Genomic DNA, 16,315 nt, shown 5'->3' with positions numbered 1-16,315 from the left:
CATGTACGATTTAGGTTTTGGTCCAAATGGCCTGGTTTCGCTGGCCATCGCAGCGCTGGTGCTGCTGGTGGGATTATGGGGCTGGTTCCTGGTGAACCGCGCCAGCGTGCGTGCCAATGAACAGATTCGCCTGTTGCAGGAAATCGCCGAGCAGCAGCGCCAGCAAACGGCGTTACTGAAGAGCCTGGCGCAAAGCGCCCGCGGCGGCAGCGTGGCGGACGATGACGATCTCAGCCCGGCGCTGGATTTCAAAGGTTTTATCCCCGAACGTTAATCAGATGCCTGTCGGGTGGCGCTCCACGCTCTGTGCCACCCGCACCCGCTTCCTCAGAAAAACTCCATCCCCCGATAAGGCTGAACGCGGCATGCTGCCAAACGGCTCGCCAGATCGCCGCTGTGAATTTCTAACCTATGCCCATCGGGATCGAGAAAGTACAGCGATTCCCCCTCGCTGCGATTGCTTTTCCACTCTTTTACTCCTGCCTGGCGCAGCCGTAATGCCACGGCCGCAAAATTCTCCGCCGCCACGCTGAAGGCGTAATGGGTGTAGTCACCTGGCGCGTTCAGCGCTCGAGAATTGTCCCATGACAGGCACAGCCACAATTCGCCAAGAGACAGATAGGCGCCATGTTGCCAGCGTGCACGCGCAATGAATCCCAACGGGTTGGTATAGAAATCGAAACTGCGGTTGACGTCGCTTACCGCGAGTGTCAGGTGGTTAAGGCCGCTCAACATGGCGATCATTTCCGTGTAAAGGAACAGCTAAAAAGTGTAATCATCCGATTCGAAAATATAAAGTGGTAAAACATTAGTATGGATAATATGAAAAGCCGTCGTTTTGTCATAAATCTGTCGTATTGGCATCGTAATGTAGCGCCAACCTTACGAAAGATGGATAAAGCCGATGATTAAATGGTATGAAGAAAGCGACGCCGAGGTGAACCGCAGCATTGCGTTGATCACCGGAGAAAATCCGGACAAATGGTATCCTTATGGCGGCGTGAAAGGTAAAGACTATTGCAAGAATCCCTCCGATGCCTGGCCGATTATCTGTGCCAACAAAATCAGCTTGAATGCCGACGACCAAAGCGATAGCCCGCAGTGGCAGGCGCGAATGATCACCCAGCGTGGTGAGTGGCAAGCGGACAGCAGCAGCCCATTGCGTGCAGCGATGATCTGTTTCCTGCTGAGCCAGCAAACCACCGAAACGGTACGTTGAACCACCAGAAATACTGATGATTTTTCCCTTTTTATGACAACAGAACTGTCTCTGGCGGAGCCTGTTTATGAAGCGCATTATTAAAGGTGATAAAAACTTGTCTCATCTGGTGATTGCCCACGCGGCAATCGATCGTCACGCAGAAAGCTTTGGGCAGCGCCGACAGGGCTGGCCCTCAACCTACCTGATAAAATATCAAAACGATCGCGTGGCGGTGGAAGTGGTCACGCGCAGCCAGTCTTACGTCGCAACGCTGATGATTGGCGCACGCAATCTGACCAAACTGTGCGGTCTGCCCAACTGAATCTCAGCCATTCTGGCTCCCTTCTTTGCATAAAATAGCTCCCTGGCCTCCGTTGCCGGGGTGCTTCTCCTTGATGCTCCTTGGGTTAAGTGTTAAAAAGCCGCCCGCAGATACATTTATTGATTGGCGAAATCTTGTGCAAAATCGACGGGATCCAACGCCATATGAGGATAAGATGGGCGGTCAGCAACAGGATACCCCGCTAAAACGCGGTTTAAAAAACAGACATATACAACTTATCGCCCTTGGGGGCGCCATAGGTACCGGCTTGTTTCTCGGCATCGCGCAGACCATTAAAATGGCCGGCCCTTCCGTGCTGCTGGGCTACGCAATCGGTGGCTTTATCGCTTTTCTTATTATGCGCCAACTGGGTGAGATGGTGGTTGAAGAGCCGGTCGCGGGGTCATTCAGCCACTTTGCCTATAAATACTGGGGCGATTTCGCCGGTTTTCTTTCCGGCTGGAATTATTGGGCGATGTTCATCCTGGTCGGCATGGCCGAGTTAACGGCCGTAGGGATTTATATTCAATATTGGTGGCCGGACATCCCGACCTGGGTCTCCGCAGCGGTCTTTTTTGTGCTGATTAATCTGATCAACCTGGTCAACGTGCGACTGTACGGTGAAACGGAGTTCTGGTTCGCCATCATCAAGGTGGTAGCGATTGTCGGCATGATCCTCTTCGGTGCCTGGCTGTTGGCCAGCGGCAACGGCGGCCCGCAAGCCAGCTTCGGTAACCTGTGGGAGCAGGGCGGCTTTATGCCGCACGGCATCGAAGGGTTGGTGATGGCGATGGCGGTCATCATGTTTTCATTCGGTGGGCTGGAGATGGTCGGCATTACCGCGGCGGAAGCCGCCGATCCGCGCCGCAGCATTCCGAAAGCCACCAACCAGGTGGTGTACCGCATCCTGATTTTTTATATCGGTTCGCTGACCGTGCTGCTTTCTCTCTACCCATGGGACAAAGTGGTGGAAGGCGGTAGCCCGTTCGTGATGATTTTCCACGCGCTGAACAGCAGCCTGGTGGCGACCCTTCTTAACGTGGTGGTGCTGACGGCGGCGCTGTCGGTGTATAACAGCGGGGTCTACGCCAACAGCCGCATGCTGTTCGGCCTGGCGACTCAGGGGAATGCGCCGAAGGCGTTGACCCGGGTGAATAAGCGCGGCGTGCCGGTGCTGTCCATCGCGCTGTCGGCGCTGGTGACCTCTGTCGGCGTGCTGATCAACTACGTGATGCCCGGCAAGGCGTTTGAGCTGCTGATGGCGCTGGTGGTGTCCACACTGGTGATTAACTGGGTGATGATTTGCCTGGCGCACCTGAAGTTCCGTGCGGCGAAAAACCGCCAAGGGGTGATCCCGAGTTTCAAGGCGCTGTGGTATCCCTTTGGCAACTACCTGTGTTTGGTGTTTCTCGGTCTGATTCTGGTGATCATGTATTTCAGCGAGGGGATCCGCATCTCCGTATTGCTGATGCCGGCATGGATCCTGCTGCTGTGGGTTGGCTTTATGCTGACGCGCCGTAAAGGCGCCAAAGTGCGGTGTTAATCTCTACCGGAGGCGCCTTGCGCGCCTCCGGTTCAGGCTTTAGCTACGTGGCATAAAGGCGTTGCCCTGATTGCCGCGCCCCAGCCCCAACAGTTTCCTGCACAGCAGGAACAGGGTGGTGACGATATCGATAGCGACCACGCTAAGCATCAACACACCCAGCATGAAAAAACTCACCAGCGCGCCAAACAACAGCACCAGCGGGGCAGGTACCCTTATACGCCGGAGTTTCATCGCGGCATACATTTTCCAATACTGCCCTTGTGACCGCATCGCGCTACGGATACGGCCCATACGAACACGTGATTTGCGTGATGTAGAACGGCTCATAACTTCTCCTTTTCTGAATGTCCTATAAGTGAATCATAAAGATCTTAAGAGATGCTTAACAGGCTCTTTACGGCCCTGGCATGCTCATAGGGACTGTGACACCACAATATCCGAAAAGGTCCCCCCTGAGGTGAGCACGGTTCACAAAGCGCACTCATCGACTATCTTGTTATGTTATCTAATCTGCCCGTGCAGGGTGTCCGCAGTGGTCGGGAGAGCAATTTGAAGAGAACCAATCGTTACTATGATGCCGCGAAAGCGCACCACACCCCGGAGGGGTTTCGCAATCCGGAACCGACTCAGCGTCAGGAAGGGGATCTGAGGCGCTGGCAGAATGAGCGTAAGCAGCAAGGATTGCCCAAACCGCCGCAGTTGGGGTATCAGCAGTTTACCCAGCGTTGGTGGCAGAGCGCCGATCTCAGCGGCAGCGATAACAGCATCTGGTGGCTGGGGCACGCTTCGATGCTGCTGCGCCTGGATGGCCGCTATATCCTGATCGATCCGGTGCTTTCGCAACGCGCATCACCGTTGAGTTTCTACGGCCCCAAGCGCAAGACGCCACCTCCGTTGACGGTGCAGCAATTGCCGGCGGTGGATGTGGTATTAATTTCCCACAACCATTACGACCACCTCGATCGGCGTACCGTGCGCCAACTGGCGAAACGTTTCCCCACTGCGACTTTTATCGTGCCGCTGGGGTTAAAGAGTTGGTTCAGCCGTTATCGCCTCAAGCGTGTGGAGGAACTGGACTGGTGGGATAGTCTGTCGTTGGGCGAGTTAACGCTCCACTGCACGCCGGCGCGCCATTGGAGCATGCGCACCCTGTGGGATCGCAATCGCTCTTTATGGTGCGGTTGGGTTATTCATCATCCGGCGCTCCGTTTCTATTTTTCCGGGGACAGCGGTTATTCCGAGCGGCTGGCGAATATTGGCGCGCGTTTGGGGCCGTTTGACGTGGCGGCGTTGCCAATCGGCGCTTATGCACCGCGCTGGTTCATGCAGGAACAACATATGGATCCGCAGCAGTCGGTGACGCTGTATCAGCAATTAAATTCACCGCGGGTTATTCCGATTCATTGGGGGGTTTTTGAATTGGCCGATGAGTCGCTGGATGAACCGCCGCAGCAATTAAATCTGGCGTTGAGTTCTGCCGGAATAGATCAGCATCAGTTCCTGCCAATCAAAATTGGCGAGCGCATTGTGCTTGAACCTAACTCTTAAGCGTTATAGCCCATCCCTTGTGAGCGGCTTTTCAGGTTGAATTGCCTGCAAGGCCGCCCGGTTGCGGGCTGCCGTTGTACGGGCGAACGGCGGAGGGCGGTTAGCCGGTGCTGAACCTGATAAGCGGATGCGAATGGTGAAACGCAAAAAAACGAAATAAATAGGCTCGCGAGCCGGCATTATCGGCAGCGTAAATACCCACTGTCTTTTTAATATTTAATTCCGCTATACATTCTCGCCGACGTCAGGGTTATTGCCGTTATTTAATTCGCCCATCAACAGGGTATTTATCCGCTTATGCACAATGATGGTGCGTAAATTCCCCCCGTTGCATGCCTATGCACCTTAAAGCGGCAATGCCCTTTGTTTTTATGCCGGGGTGCGGTTGCGCAAATTATGCTCATAATAACGAATATCAATAATTAGTATCGGTATTGTTTTCTGTGACGACGGTAGCGTTATCAGACTGGGGGCGGTGCCGGCGTTGGGCCATCCAGATGGCGACGTGCTGGTCAGATGAGCCGGGCTGCGGGGACGCCCGTTCATCGATATTCAAATGTTGCATAAGAAATTCCATAAAGATTCAAATTTTTTAACGTTCTAAGCGTCCTGCAGCGGTTATATGTCGTAACGCATGGGGGCAATCGGATGAAAGAATTGTTAAAATTCAGTCAGGCTGCGGAGTGTAGCGCCGTGTGACCGTTAAGCAGAAAATAGCTAAGGCTTCAACATCTTTTAGCCTATTTAAGCTTCTGTTGCTATCGACCGTTTCAAATATGTGCGACAGGTCCATCAGTGATTAAAAATGGCTTGCCATCGAATACAGAGTATGTGATAACGCATCTGGGTAAAACGAGGTACAGTTCTGTATATGTGTGGCATTTTCAGTAAAGAAGTTCTGAGTAAAGACGTTAGCGTTGAATACCGCTTCTCTGCCGATCCTTATCTTAGTGCCTCAAGCAGTAACGACTCTAGTTTGTCTATGTAACGCCTCCGGGCGGTTTAAACAATCCAAAGGAAATACTCAAGATGGCAAAGATCAAAGGTCAAGTTAAGTGGTTCAACGAGTCTAAAGGTTTCGGTTTCATCACCCCAGCTGACGGCAGCAAAGACGTGTTCGTACACTTCTCTGCAATCCAGGGTAACGGCTTCAAAACCCTGGCTGAAGGCCAGAACGTTGAGTTCGAAATCCAAGATGGCCAGAAAGGCCCATCTGCAGTAAACGTTACTGCTATCTAATCAGCGTCAGCTGTACAAAAAGCCCGCCTCCGTGCGGGCTTTTTCGTGTCTGCGCTCAGCCGGCGATAATAATGCCCGCGTACTGATTGCGGCCGGTAATGCCTGGGTGCCCAGGATCTTGCTCGCGTCGATGGCTGTTGCGGCGGTAGCTGGTGTATTTAAAGCGCTGCGGGTGCCGCGAGTCGGTATTCGGCGTGCAGATGGTACAACTCCCGGCGCGATCAACGGCGGCAAACCCCAGCTCGCTGAGTTTGTATTCGGCGATGGCGGCCAGATCCAGGTGGCGATAGCTTGGGCTTATCAAGGCGGCGGGCAGCGGCAACTGCTGCTTAAAGCGCGCTACCAGCTCTTCGTTCACTTCATAGCAGCACGGGCCGGCAGCCGGGCCAATGGCGGCCACCCAGTTAGCCGTCGAATCATCGCGGCCGATGCGTGCCGCCAGTTGCTCAAGAATGCCATCCAGCAAGCCGCGCCAACCGGCATGCACGGCGGCAATGGCCGAGCCGTCGTTGCGGCTGAAAATGACCGGCAGGCAGTCTGCCGTCAATACGCTGAGCAGAATACCGGGTTGGGTAGTGTAAAAACCGTCGGCTTCACCGCAAATTTGGGCCGCCTGATGAATGTCGACGATGCGCGTACCGTGCACCTGTTTTTTTTCCGGCAGCGTGGCACGGTAAGGTTGCAAGTGCCCGGGCAGCAGGGCACTTTTGTTGCCGAATCCGTGCTGAATGGCCGGAACGGTGCTGAGAAGCGGGGAGTAGTCGGTCATATAACGTCTTTGCCTGCGTCAGAAAACATTACGTCAGTGTAGCCAGCTTTTTTATCCGTTGGCCAGGCCTGCCTTGCATCGCGCAGAAGCCTTCTTTAGACTACCCGCGCCGTATCTCTCTGGAATCCAATCATGTCTTATCAGTGCCCTCTGTGCCACCAGCCGCTTCATTTTTCTCACTTGCAATGGCGTTGCGATGCCAACCATCAGTTTGACTGCGCCAAAGAAGGCTATGTCAATCTGCTGCCGGTGCAGCATAAGCGCTCGAAGCAGCCGGGAGACAGTGCGGAAATGATGCAGGCGCGGCGCGCCTTTCTCGACGCCGGGTTTTATCGGCCGTTGCAGCAACGGGTGGCGGAACTGCTGGAACAGGCGCTGGGGGCCGAGGCGCAGGCGCTGCTGGATATTGGCTGCGGCGAAGGCTATTACACCGCCGAAGTAGCTGCACGATTGGCGCCGCGTGACATCACCGTTTATGGGTTGGACGTCGCTAAGGTGGCGATCCGCTATGCGGCCAAGCGTTATCCTGCGGTGTCGTTCTGCGTGGCGTCCAGCCACCGTTTACCCTTTGCCGACCGTTCTTTGGACGGGATCCTGCGCATTTATGCGCCGTGCAAAGCCGAAGAGCTGGCGCGGGTGGTGAAGCCCGGCGGCGTGGTAGTGACGGTATCGCCCGGTCCGCGCCACCTGTATCAACTGAAAGAACAGGTTTATCAGCAGGTGCAACTGCATGCCGAACCGGATGAGCAGTTGACGGGCTTTGACTGTGAGCGGCTAGAGGCGCTTTCTTACCCGATGACATTGCCGGGCGAGCAGGCGGCCAATCTGCTGCAAATGACGCCTTTCGCCTGGCGGGCCTCTCCAGAGGTGCAACAACGTCTGGGCGCCAGTGAATCCTTCGCCTGTGAAACGGATTTCGCCATAGGGCTGTACCGCCGCCAACCCGATTAAGCCACCGGATATGCCGCTTCGCCATTGACTCTCTCGTCCTCCAGATCTGCGCGCTCAACGGCGAGGTGCGTTTTCAACGCCGTCCACCCCAAAGGTGTTACTTTGAGCGCACGGGTTGCCGGCAAGCGCTGTAACCAGCCCCAATGGCAAAAAGCGTCAAGCAGATAAGCCGCCAGCGGCCCCGCGAGGTGATATTGCCGCTCGGTCCAGTCCAGACATTGACGGCCTTTGCCCACCGTCGCCGGCGCTACTGCGGTAGCCTCGGCCCCCAATTCCTGCAGCCAATCAGCCCCGGCCGGTGTCAGCACATATTCGCACGCGCCATTTTCGACGATTAGTCCCTGTTTCAGCAGGCTGCGCGTGACGGCAACGCCAACTTTCCCCGCCAGATGGTCATAACAACAGCGCGCGAAACGCATCTCACGCGCGGAGCGGTTGGGCGTATTGCGCCAGGCTGGCGTTACCGGCCCGATCGATGCAAGACTTTCCAACAGGTGCGAGACGTGCGGCCCCGACAATCGGTAGTAGCGATAACGCCCAAGCTGTTCGACGCTGAGCAGGCCACCGCCCAACAGCTTTGCCAGATGCGAGCTGGCGGTTTGCGGGGTGACGCCTGCCGCCTCTGCAAGCGCGCTGGCTGATAGCGCGTTGCCGTCGGCCAGGGTGATCAACATCACCGCCCGTACCGGCTCGGCGATCAGATGCGCCACGGATGAAATATTATGTTGGCCCACGAATTTCTCCTTCATCAATAGCGGGCGATGTTTTCATCGCTCAAAGCACACTTCGATATGGCTCGAAGCATTCCAGGTGAATAGCGGCTTATAGTCAATGCCTGTTTTATCAGTCTGGGGCTGCAGCCAGTGGCAAGCTTGAATCAACAACAAAAACGGGTACTGATGGCGACCAGCCTCAGCTATGTCATTGTCATCCTGGATACGTCGATCGTTAACGTCGCCTTACCGCCGATCGCGGCCGATCTGGGCTCCGGGCTTACCGGCCTGCAGTGGGTGGTGAGCGCCTATACGTTGACGTTTGCCAGCCTGTTGCTTAGCGGAGGAGCATGGGGTGACAGGTTGGGGGCCAGGCAGGTTTACCTTGCCGGGTTGGCGATTTTTGCCGGCGCTTCCGCCCTTTGCGGGCTGGCGGGCGGATTACCCTTACTGGTCGTTGCCAGAGTATTGCAAGGCGTTGGGGCCGCTTTGCTGGTCCCCAGTTCCTTAACGTTGATTAACGGGGCTTTCCCCGATGCCAGGCAGCGGGCAGGTGCGATTGGCGTGTGGGCCGGGTGCGGCGGAGTGGCGATGGCGGCGGGGCCGCTGATTGGTGGCATGTTGATCCAATTTTTGGGCTGGCGCAGCCTGTTTTGGATCAATATTCCGGTGATTGTGCTGGGAATAGGGCTCACGCTGCGTATTACGGCCGTTCGTGCGTTAATTTCCCAGCGCCAGATGGACTATGCCGGTCAGGGGGCGGTGATTGTGGCGTTAGCCACATCGGTGGCCGTGTTGATTGAGGGCGCACGGCTAGGCTGGCACTCTGGCTGGGTGTTGGGCGGTATCGTCGTGGCTACCCTAAGCTGGCTGATGTTTGTAGCGATAGAGCGACGAGGCAGGCAGCCCATGCTACCGCCGGCACTTTTCCGCAGTGCGGTTTTTTCGGCCTCGGTATGGGTGTCGTTGGTCTCTGCGTTGGTGTTTTATGGGGCGTTCTTTTTGCTGAGCCTCTATTTTCAAACCGTGCGCGGTTGGTCGCCGCTGCAGTCCGGCCTGGCATTCCTTCCCCTGACAATTATGGTCACCCTCGGCAGCTTTGTTTCTGGCCGCCTGGTTCGGGCGTTTGGCGCGGGACGGGTGGTTTATGGCAGTTTGCTGCTGTATACGCTGGGTTTTGGTGGTTTGCTGGCGCTGGCCGCAAGCTTGCCTTACTGGCGTATTGCACTATGCTTCCCCCTGCTTGGCCTGGCGGCCGGCATTATTACGCCTGCGGCCACGGCAGCGCTGTTGAATGAGGTCGAGAGCGGGCGGGCGGGCATAGCTGCCGGTGTGCTCAATGCCGGCAGGCAAAGCGGTTCCGCATTTGGCGTGGCGATTTTCGGTGCGCTGATGACGGCATTTCATCCGCTGGAAAGCGGGATCCGGATCGCCGTGTACGGCGCGATGGGCCTGTCGTTGCTAACGGCTGTTCTATGGGGATTGGCGATCAGGTTTGCCGTGCGCGCAGGAGCCAGGCAACCGACAGGGCGATAGCTAAGGCGATGCGTTGCCAGAAACGAAAAAACCTGCCATTGGCAGGTTTTTTTGTGTTCGGCGACAATCAGGCGAGGTAGCCCAAATGCTCCAGCAGAATGTTGATGCCGATACCAATCAGCACCACGCCGCCGATGATCTCTGCGCGTTTGCCCAGTAGCGGCCCGATAAAGCGGCCAATCATCATGCCCAGCGTCGCCATAATCATGGTGGCCATACCGATAGCCATAGCGGTATGCACAATATTGACCTGCAGGAAGGCCAGGCCGACGCCGATGGCCATGGCATCAAGGCTGGTGGCGATAGCGGTGGCCACCAGCAGCCAGAATCCGTGACGCTTCACTTTTTCCACTTCGTCCGGCCGGTTTCTGATGCCTTCGACAATCATGCGCATGCCGAGAATAAACAGCAGCGAGAAGGCTACCCAGTGATCCCACTCCATGATGTATTGGCTGGCGAACAGGCCAATCGCCCAGCCGATGATCGGCGTAATGGCTTCGACCACACCGAAGATAAGTCCGGTACGCAGGGCTTCACGAAAACGGGGTTGATGCAGGCTGGCACCTTTGCCGATCGACGCGGCGAACGCATCCATAGACATGCCAAAAGCGAGAATGAGTGTAGCGGAAATATTCATGTTAACTAGCCTCGGCCGGGCGGCTCCATATACACGTAACCCACCCCCAACCATACGACGGAGTTACGTGTCTATGGTCTCGCCAACCTTACCTGGCTGCCCGCACCACGTTTCAAAGAACAAAACGAGTATGTTGATACGGGCGTTTCTGGCGTTTTATTGCCCAGAAACCGGCTACTCCCCAATGACGGCGCAACCATACCATAATATTTCTGACGGCGACAACCTTAATTACTTGATAATATTCTTGTTGGAATTGAGACTTGTTTTCATTAAAGAATTGCAAGAGGGAATATAATGTAGGCTGATGCAACAATGTTGCGCAAATAATAAACGGATAAGCGCTGAGTTTGTCGATTAATTATCCATATACAGCGCATGTTAGCGGAGGGAGGAACTTGAATTTTATTTTATTTATTGATTTTCAACGAAAAAATGATAAATCCTCTCCAGATCATCTAATTGTGTAACCTGAATGAGCAACCGGCGCTGCTCCAGATCTATGACCAGGATGCCATCTTCGGATAAATTCATGGCTTTAATGCGCTTATATTCAATGAAGGTATTGGCATAAAAGAAACCCTGCGGTTTAAACAACATCTTTGGCCAGCGAATATAGGAAATGTAGACGGCGATCAATGCTAAAGAAATAAGCAGATAGGTGGTCAATATTGCACCGTTAGCGGTGACGTTACGGTAAATCAAAATGGCAATCAGGCCGACGAAAATCAGGCAGTCGATCCGATTACGGCGTTTTAACTGCACTTTAAGCAGCGTTTTGCCCTTCAGCAGGTTCATGCCGAATTCGTCGTAAATCGCATACAGCAGCATCAGCGCGGTAAAAATCAGTAATACGCTATCGGTCAGCGACATCTTTCAACTCCACAAATAAAAAAACCGGGGGTTTCCCCCCGGCCGTGACCCGCTTTACAGGCCCAGCAGGCCAATCCAGTAACCGAAGATACCGATGGCGAAGAAGCCGATGATAATCCACAACGCGTTCACTTTTCTGCGCAGCAGCCACATGCAGCCGAAGGTCAGCAGCAGCGGTACCAGACCCGGCATCAACTGGTCGAGAATGGTTTGCACTGTGGTCACCGTGGTATGCCCGGTCTGATCGGTGATCTTCGATACCACCAGCGGGATATTCACGTGCGTCCACTTGTTAACTAATGCCCCCATCACAAACAGGCCAAGAATGGACGCTCCTTCCGTCAGTTTTTGCAGGAAGCCGCCACCCATGTCATTAACGATATCCACCCCTTTGCGGTAACCGTAGGCCACGCCGTAATAGCGGGTCAGCAGGCGCACCAGGTTGAACAAGACAAAGAACAGAATAGGGCCAAGCAGGCTGCCGCTCATGGCGATACCGGCACCGAGTGCGGCGAATACCGGCCGCACCGTGCCCCAGAAGATCGGGTCGCCCACGCCGGCCAGCGGCCCCATCAAACCGACCTTGATGCCGTTGATGGCCGCATCGTCGATCGGTGCGCCGTTGGCGCGCTGTTCTTCCATCGCCATGGTAACGCCAAGCACCGGCGCCGCCACGTAAGGGTGGGTGTTGAAGAATTCCAGGTGGCGTTTGATCGCCTGTTTGCGGTCGTCGTTATTTTCCGGGTACAGGCGACGGATCACCGGCACCATAGAGAAGCAAAAACCCAACGCCTGCATGCGTTCGAAGTTCCATGAGCCCTGGAACAGGTTCGAGCGCAGGAACACACCGCGAATATCGGCCGGCGTGAGTTTCTTTTGAGCTGTTGTATCAACCATTTCTCTCACCTATTCCTAGTCGAGTTCGTTATCGAGATCGTTGGCATTAGCCGGGCCAGCCTGTACAACCTGAGACTTGTTGTATTTCGGACTGAGCTGGATATAAAGCACGGCCATCACCACGCCGATGACGCCGAGCGCCACCAGGTTGAAGTTGGTGAAGGCTGCGGTAACGAAGCCGAGGTAGAAGAAGGGCATCAGGTAACCGGCGCGCATCATGTTGATCACCATGGCGTAGCCGACCACCACGATCATCCCGCCGGCGATGTTCAGGCCGCTGGTGACGACTTCCGGGATCGAGTTAAGCAGAGCGTGAACGCCTGCGGTGCCCACCGAGATGGCCACAATGACCGCCGGGATGGCGATGCGCATCGCCTGCAACAGCAGGGCGGAGATGTGGATCCAGGTGATGGCGCGCAAGCTGCCGCGTTCTGCCGCGCTGTCTGCCGCGTGCTGGAAGGCCACGGTCAGGGTACGCACTATGATGGTCAGCACTTGCCCGGCTGCCGCCAGCGGTATGGCCAGCGCGATACCGGCGCCGACGCTCTGGCCGCCGGCAATAACCAGAATGGTGGAAATGATTGACGCCAATGCTGCATCCGGCGCGACCGCAGCACCGATATTCATCCAGCCCAGGGCTATCATCTCCAGCGTGCCGCCGATGATGATGCCGGTTTTCATATCGCCGAGAATAAAGCCAATCAGGGTACAGGCGACCAGCGGACGGTGGAACTGGAACTCGTCGAGGACGGATCCCATCCCGGCGATACAGGCAACGATAAATATCAGCACAATCTGAAGAGTGGTAATCTCCATTGCACTTCTCCTATGACCAAAGAGCTCTGAGTAAAATAATTATTGGCTGTCGCCATTAATTGAGTTTGTTAATCAGGTCCATCATTTTTAATCGGCTGTCGGACGAGACTTTGCGAACTTCCAGTTCAATACCGCGATCGTTTAATTTCTTAAACGCTTCGATATCCTTTTCGTCGACCGACACGGCGTTATTGACCTGGGTTTTCCCCTGGCGAAACGCCATGCCGCCGATATTCACCGATTTGATATCCACGCCGGCCTCGACCAGGCGCCAAACGTCGGTCGGGTTGGTGAACAGCAGCATCACGCGGTCACCGGCATATTTCGGGTTGTCCCATACGCGGATGGCTTTCGCCACGTCGACCACGTGTGCGGTAACGCCCGGCGGAGCCACTTGGGTCAGTAAGGTTTTGCGGACGTGATCGGCGGCTACTTCGTCGCTGATGACGATGATGCGACTGACGTTGGTTTCCTTGGTCCAACGGGTGGCAACCTGGCCGTGAATCAGGCGGTCATCGATGCGCGCCAGGCCGATCTTCATACGGTCATTGGGGCCAAGCGGTGCCTGCGGTGCGGCGGGTTTGGCGGCGGGGGAACTTTGTGGTGCCGCGGGCTTAACACTCTCTTCTTCCGGTTTTTTCAGCGCTTTAACGCCTTCACGGCCGGTTTCCAACGCCAGAGCGACCAATTCGTCGAAGCCCGGGTTATCGTCTCGCGCCATGAACGTTTCCACCAGCATGGGAATGTTAACCCCGGTGACGACCTCATGATTTTCCTTATCGACGGCAATGCGGCTGGCCGCGTTGAATGGGCTGCCGCCCCAGGTATCGACCAGGAACAAGACGCCACCGCTGGTGTCTAGCTCGCTGATTTTCAGGTTATATTTTTCGATTAACGTTTCGGCATTTTCACCGGGGACGAAGTCTATAAAAGCGACGTTATCTTGTTCACCCAATAGCATTTCCGTCGTCTTCAGCAATTGTTCCGCTGCGGTCCCGTGTGTGCCGATGATAATAGCTATTGCCACTCGCTACCTCCTCATTGAACTTCATACCCGTCATCTTTCAAGCCGCAGCGTTGTTGGCTGCACTCACTCACCCCAGTCACTTACTTGAGTAAGCTCTTGGGGATTCCTGAGTTTGCCGCCTAGCTGCAACGTGAAAGCTATAGGGTATATGCACGGATTGTGTCGTTATTGATTTCCTTTCTGGCAGTCACTTTCGCGTTTCAAATACATTATGGTAGAAAATTAAAAACGCGGGCTTAACATTTTTCGCGCAGTTTCAAAAGCCTGTGCGCGTTAATTCACATTCGCGTCATTTATTTTAGTGAGTGAAAAAATAAATTTTGTGACGTTGCTCCGTTATTGAGCGCTCAGACAACGCTTAAGGCGGTGTTTGCGGAATTAAACAACAGACCTGTTACAAGACGATGCTGAAGGTAAAAAAGCTTCTTTGCCGTAAAAAAAATTCCTGCTAGAGTATTTCCTCTTTCATATTTAGGAGTGAAGGGCCTCAGCCCACCCTATGGACTGTCACCGAAGTTACTGTTTTTCAAGGTTCCACCCGCCACCTGCTGGCGTAACACAAGTCACACGGCCGTTCGGCCATCCCCCGGTACCGCAATCCCGTTATCTTGCTGTTGTTGTCTGTGCGCACTCTGCGTCGGCATCGTCACGCCTGAGCCCCGCTCGGCAATCCTGTCTTTTTTCCGGAGTCTGATATGGAATTTTTAATGGACCCCTCGATTTGGGCTGGGTTACTTACACTGGTGGTATTGGAAATTGTACTGGGCATCGACAACCTGGTGTTTATCGCCATTCTGGCCGATAAGCTGCCGCCGAAGCAGCGCGACAAAGCGCGCATACTGGGTCTGTCGCTGGCGCTGTTTATGCGCCTGGGCCTGTTGTCGGTCATTTCCTGGATGGTTACGCTGACTACGCCGCTGTTCAGCGTGGCGGATTTCAACTTCTCCGGACGTGATTTGATCTTGCTGTTCGGCGGTGTCTTCCTGTTGTTCAAAGCCACCATGGAATTGCATGAACGGCTGGAAGGTCAGACGCACCAGGACGGCGCCAACCGTGGCTACGCCAAGTTCTGGGCGGTTGTGGTGCAGATTGTGATCCTTGACGCCGTGTTCTCGCTTGATGCGGTGATTACCGCCGTGGGGATGGTGAACGACCTGCCGGTAATGATGACTGCGGTGGTCATTGCCATGGTGGTGATGTTGGTGGCGTCAAAACCGCTGACTAACTTCGTGAACGCGCACCCTACCATTGTGGTGCTGTGCCTGAGTTTCCTGTTGATGATCGGCCTGAGCCTGATCGCCGAAGGCTTTGGCATGCATATTCCTAAAGGTTATCTGTACGCCGCGATTGGCTTCTCGATCCTGATCGAGTTGTTTAACCAGATTGCTCGTCGTAACTTTATCAAACACCAGGCGCACCGCCCGATGCGCGAGCGTACCGCCGAGGCGATTATGCGCCTGATGGGGCAACAGCGTTCACAGCAGACGGATGAAGCCGTACCTCAGCCGGTGAATGAGACCTTTGCCGCGGAAGAGCGCTACATGATCAGCGGTGTGTTGACGCTGGCTTCGCGTTCCCTGCGCAGCGTAATGACGCCGCGTACCGAAATTTCGTGGGTGGATTGCGATCGCTCTCGTGAAGAGGTGCGCGAACAACTGCTGGATACGCCGCACAGTCTGTTCCCTGTTTGCCGTGACTCGCTGGACGAGATTATCGGCGTGGTGCGCGCCAAGGATCTGCTGGTGGCGGTGGAACAGGGCGAGAATATCGCCGAGTTTGCCGCACGCACGCCGCCGATAGTGGTGCCGGAAACCATGGACGTGATTAACCTGTTGGCGGTATTGCGCCGGGCCAAAGGGCGTCTGGTGGTGGTGACCAATGAATTTGGTGTGGTACAGGGGCTGGTAACGCCGCTGGACGTGCTGGAAGCCATTGCCGGCGAATTCCCGGATGAGGATGAGACGCCGGATATCGTAGTGGAAGACGCGAGCTGGCTGGCGAAGGGCGGCACCGATCTGCATTCGTTGGAGCAGGCGCTGAACTGCGAAGATCTGGTTAGCCCGACGGCGGATTACGCCACATTGGCGGGCTTCCTGCTTTCTCACTACGGCCAGATGCCGGTGGTGGGGGATGTCGTGGAGTTAAACCAGCTGCGCTTCGAAATTATTGAAGTGTCGGAGTACCGCATCGAGCTGGTGCGTATCACTAAAGTGACGCCTCACGACGAGGAACCGCAGTAA

At 55.2% G+C, this 16,315-nt stretch carries 19 protein-coding genes and 1 riboswitch; of the genes, 10 read left to right on the top strand and 9 right to left on the bottom strand.

What is annotated here, in order from left to right; all coding sequences use genetic code 11:
- The first annotated feature begins 1 nt into the window (after position 1).
- Complete coding sequence (locus tag D4100_RS09200; protein ID WP_006321595.1) at positions 2 to 274, top strand: YebO family protein; 273 nt, start codon at positions 2 to 4, stop codon at positions 272 to 274.
- 53 nt (positions 275 to 327) lie between these two features.
- On the opposite strand, the gene fos is transcribed toward D4100_RS09200, so the two are convergent.
- A complete protein-coding gene (fos, locus tag D4100_RS09195; protein WP_006321596.1) occupies positions 328 to 735 on the bottom strand; it encodes a fosfomycin resistance glutathione transferase in 408 nt (135 codons plus the stop codon).
- A gap of 169 nt (positions 736 to 904) precedes the next feature.
- Between fos and D4100_RS09190 the strand changes: the two genes are divergently transcribed.
- The 3 genes from D4100_RS09190 (at position 905) to D4100_RS09180 (ending at position 3,066) form a co-directional block, all read left to right on the top strand.
- Positions 905 to 1,219, top strand: a complete 315-nt coding sequence (locus D4100_RS09190) for a phage protein NinX family protein (RefSeq protein WP_119804149.1) — start codon at positions 905 to 907, stop codon at positions 1,217 to 1,219.
- Positions 1,220 to 1,286: 67 nt separating this feature from the next.
- Positions 1,287 to 1,523 carry a DUF4060 family protein gene (locus tag D4100_RS09185; protein WP_006321600.1) on the top strand — a complete coding sequence of 79 codons (237 nt, stop codon included), beginning with the start codon at positions 1,287 to 1,289 and terminating at the stop codon, positions 1,521 to 1,523.
- A 175-nt stretch (positions 1,524 to 1,698) separates the two neighbouring features.
- A complete protein-coding gene (locus tag D4100_RS09180) occupies positions 1,699 to 3,066 on the top strand; it encodes an amino acid permease (protein ID WP_119804148.1) in 1,368 nt (455 codons plus the stop codon).
- Between the two features lie 39 nt (positions 3,067 to 3,105).
- Here D4100_RS09180 and D4100_RS09175 read toward each other — a convergent pair whose 3' ends face one another.
- Positions 3,106 to 3,396, bottom strand: a complete 291-nt coding sequence (locus D4100_RS09175) for a hypothetical protein (RefSeq protein ID WP_119804147.1) — start codon at positions 3,394 to 3,396, stop codon at positions 3,106 to 3,108.
- Between the two features lie 222 nt (positions 3,397 to 3,618).
- Here D4100_RS09175 and D4100_RS09170 point away from each other — a divergent pair, with 222 nt between their 5' ends.
- From D4100_RS09170 to cspE, 3 genes are all read left to right on the top strand, one after another.
- On the top strand, positions 3,619 to 4,617 hold the full coding sequence (locus D4100_RS09170) for an MBL fold metallo-hydrolase (RefSeq protein ID WP_119804146.1): 999 nt from the start codon (positions 3,619 to 3,621) through the stop codon (positions 4,615 to 4,617).
- 871 nt (positions 4,618 to 5,488) lie between these two features.
- Positions 5,489 to 5,605, top strand: coding sequence for a DUF2627 domain-containing protein (locus D4100_RS09165; protein ID WP_002211058.1), 117 nt, complete (start codon positions 5,489 to 5,491; stop codon positions 5,603 to 5,605).
- Between the two features lie 41 nt (positions 5,606 to 5,646).
- A complete protein-coding gene (cspE, locus tag D4100_RS09160) occupies positions 5,647 to 5,856 on the top strand; it encodes a transcription antiterminator/RNA stability regulator CspE (protein ID WP_002221949.1) in 210 nt (69 codons plus the stop codon).
- Between the two features lie 55 nt (positions 5,857 to 5,911).
- Here cspE and D4100_RS09155 read toward each other — a convergent pair whose 3' ends face one another.
- Positions 5,912 to 6,625: a purine nucleoside phosphorylase YfiH/LACC1 family protein gene (locus tag D4100_RS09155; protein WP_119804145.1), complete on the bottom strand. Its 714-nt coding sequence runs from the start codon at positions 6,623 to 6,625 to the stop codon at positions 5,912 to 5,914.
- 132 nt (positions 6,626 to 6,757) lie between these two features.
- Between D4100_RS09155 and rlmA the strand changes: the two genes are divergently transcribed.
- Positions 6,758 to 7,576 (top strand): 23S rRNA (guanine(745)-N(1))-methyltransferase, encoded by an 819-nt coding sequence (rlmA, locus tag D4100_RS09150; protein WP_006321663.1) that lies wholly within the window; start codon positions 6,758 to 6,760, stop codon positions 7,574 to 7,576.
- Here rlmA and D4100_RS09145 read toward each other — a convergent pair.
- On the bottom strand, positions 7,573 to 8,310 hold the full coding sequence (locus D4100_RS09145) for an ArsR/SmtB family transcription factor (RefSeq protein ID WP_119804144.1): 738 nt from the start codon (positions 8,308 to 8,310) through the stop codon (positions 7,573 to 7,575). The two genes, rlmA and D4100_RS09145, sit on opposite strands and share 4 nt — an antisense overlap.
- A 129-nt stretch (positions 8,311 to 8,439) precedes the next feature.
- On the opposite strand from D4100_RS09145, the gene D4100_RS09140 reads away from it, so the two are divergent.
- A complete protein-coding gene (locus tag D4100_RS09140) occupies positions 8,440 to 9,825 on the top strand; it encodes an MFS transporter (protein ID WP_119804143.1) in 1,386 nt (461 codons plus the stop codon).
- A 67-nt stretch (positions 9,826 to 9,892) separates the two neighbouring features.
- On the opposite strand, the gene mntP is transcribed toward D4100_RS09140, so the two are convergent.
- The 5 genes from mntP to manX form a co-directional block, all read right to left on the bottom strand.
- Positions 9,893 to 10,462: a manganese efflux pump MntP gene (gene mntP, locus D4100_RS09135; protein ID WP_006321666.1), complete on the bottom strand. Its 570-nt coding sequence runs from the start codon at positions 10,460 to 10,462 to the stop codon at positions 9,893 to 9,895.
- Positions 10,463 to 10,473: 11 nt separating this feature from the next.
- Positions 10,474 to 10,657: riboswitch (yybP-ykoY riboswitch) on the bottom strand.
- A 219-nt stretch (positions 10,658 to 10,876) separates the two neighbouring features.
- Complete coding sequence (locus D4100_RS09130) at positions 10,877 to 11,335, bottom strand: DUF986 family protein (protein WP_006321667.1); 459 nt, start codon at positions 11,333 to 11,335, stop codon at positions 10,877 to 10,879.
- A 54-nt stretch (positions 11,336 to 11,389) separates the two neighbouring features.
- On the bottom strand, positions 11,390 to 12,232 hold the full coding sequence (locus D4100_RS09125) for a PTS mannose transporter subunit IID (protein WP_004945644.1): 843 nt from the start codon (positions 12,230 to 12,232) through the stop codon (positions 11,390 to 11,392).
- A 15-nt stretch (positions 12,233 to 12,247) separates the two neighbouring features.
- Positions 12,248 to 13,048 carry a PTS mannose/fructose/sorbose transporter subunit IIC gene (locus D4100_RS09120; RefSeq protein WP_004945641.1) on the bottom strand — a complete coding sequence of 267 codons (801 nt, stop codon included), beginning with the start codon at positions 13,046 to 13,048 and terminating at the stop codon, positions 12,248 to 12,250.
- 55 nt (positions 13,049 to 13,103) lie between these two features.
- Entirely contained in the window at positions 13,104 to 14,075 is a 972-nt protein-coding gene (gene manX / locus D4100_RS09115) for a PTS mannose transporter subunit IIAB (protein ID WP_119804142.1), read from the bottom strand.
- A gap of 695 nt (positions 14,076 to 14,770) precedes the next feature.
- On the opposite strand from manX, the gene D4100_RS09110 reads away from it, so the two are divergent.
- Positions 14,771 to 16,315, top strand: coding sequence for a TerC family protein (locus D4100_RS09110; protein WP_006321670.1), 1,545 nt, complete (start codon positions 14,771 to 14,773; stop codon positions 16,313 to 16,315).

This window comes from Serratia inhibens (genome assembly GCF_003591175.1).
Taxonomy (GTDB): domain Bacteria; phylum Pseudomonadota; class Gammaproteobacteria; order Enterobacterales; family Enterobacteriaceae; genus Serratia; species Serratia inhibens.
The sequence above is the reverse complement of the archived record's forward strand: the minus strand, read 5'-3'. Positions and strand labels throughout refer to the sequence as shown.

Coding starts and splice junctions, on each gene's coding strand:
- D4100_RS09155 (WP_119804145.1), bottom strand. CDS start 6,625: ATGACCGACTACTCCCCGCTTCTCAGCACCGTTCCGGCCATTCAGCAC.
- D4100_RS09180 (WP_119804148.1), top strand. CDS start 1,699: ATGGGCGGTCAGCAACAGGATACCCCGCTAAAACGCGGTTTAAAAAAC.
- D4100_RS09190 (WP_119804149.1), top strand. CDS start 905: ATGATTAAATGGTATGAAGAAAGCGACGCCGAGGTGAACCGCAGCATT.
- D4100_RS09165 (WP_002211058.1), top strand. CDS start 5,489: ATGTGTGGCATTTTCAGTAAAGAAGTTCTGAGTAAAGACGTTAGCGTT.
- D4100_RS09120 (WP_004945641.1), bottom strand. CDS start 13,048: ATGGAGATTACCACTCTTCAGATTGTGCTGATATTTATCGTTGCCTGT.
- D4100_RS09185 (WP_006321600.1), top strand. CDS start 1,287: ATGAAGCGCATTATTAAAGGTGATAAAAACTTGTCTCATCTGGTGATT.
- rlmA (WP_006321663.1), top strand. CDS start 6,758: ATGTCTTATCAGTGCCCTCTGTGCCACCAGCCGCTTCATTTTTCTCAC.
- D4100_RS09130 (WP_006321667.1), bottom strand. CDS start 11,335: ATGTCGCTGACCGATAGCGTATTACTGATTTTTACCGCGCTGATGCTG.
- cspE (WP_002221949.1), top strand. CDS start 5,647: ATGGCAAAGATCAAAGGTCAAGTTAAGTGGTTCAACGAGTCTAAAGGT.
- D4100_RS09110 (WP_006321670.1), top strand. CDS start 14,771: ATGGAATTTTTAATGGACCCCTCGATTTGGGCTGGGTTACTTACACTG.
- D4100_RS09125 (WP_004945644.1), bottom strand. CDS start 12,232: ATGGTTGATACAACAGCTCAAAAGAAACTCACGCCGGCCGATATTCGC.
- mntP (WP_006321666.1), bottom strand. CDS start 10,462: ATGAATATTTCCGCTACACTCATTCTCGCTTTTGGCATGTCTATGGAT.
- fos (WP_006321596.1), bottom strand. CDS start 735: ATGTTGAGCGGCCTTAACCACCTGACACTCGCGGTAAGCGACGTCAAC.
- D4100_RS09200 (WP_006321595.1), top strand. CDS start 2: ATGTACGATTTAGGTTTTGGTCCAAATGGCCTGGTTTCGCTGGCCATC.
- D4100_RS09175 (WP_119804147.1), bottom strand. CDS start 3,396: ATGAGCCGTTCTACATCACGCAAATCACGTGTTCGTATGGGCCGTATC.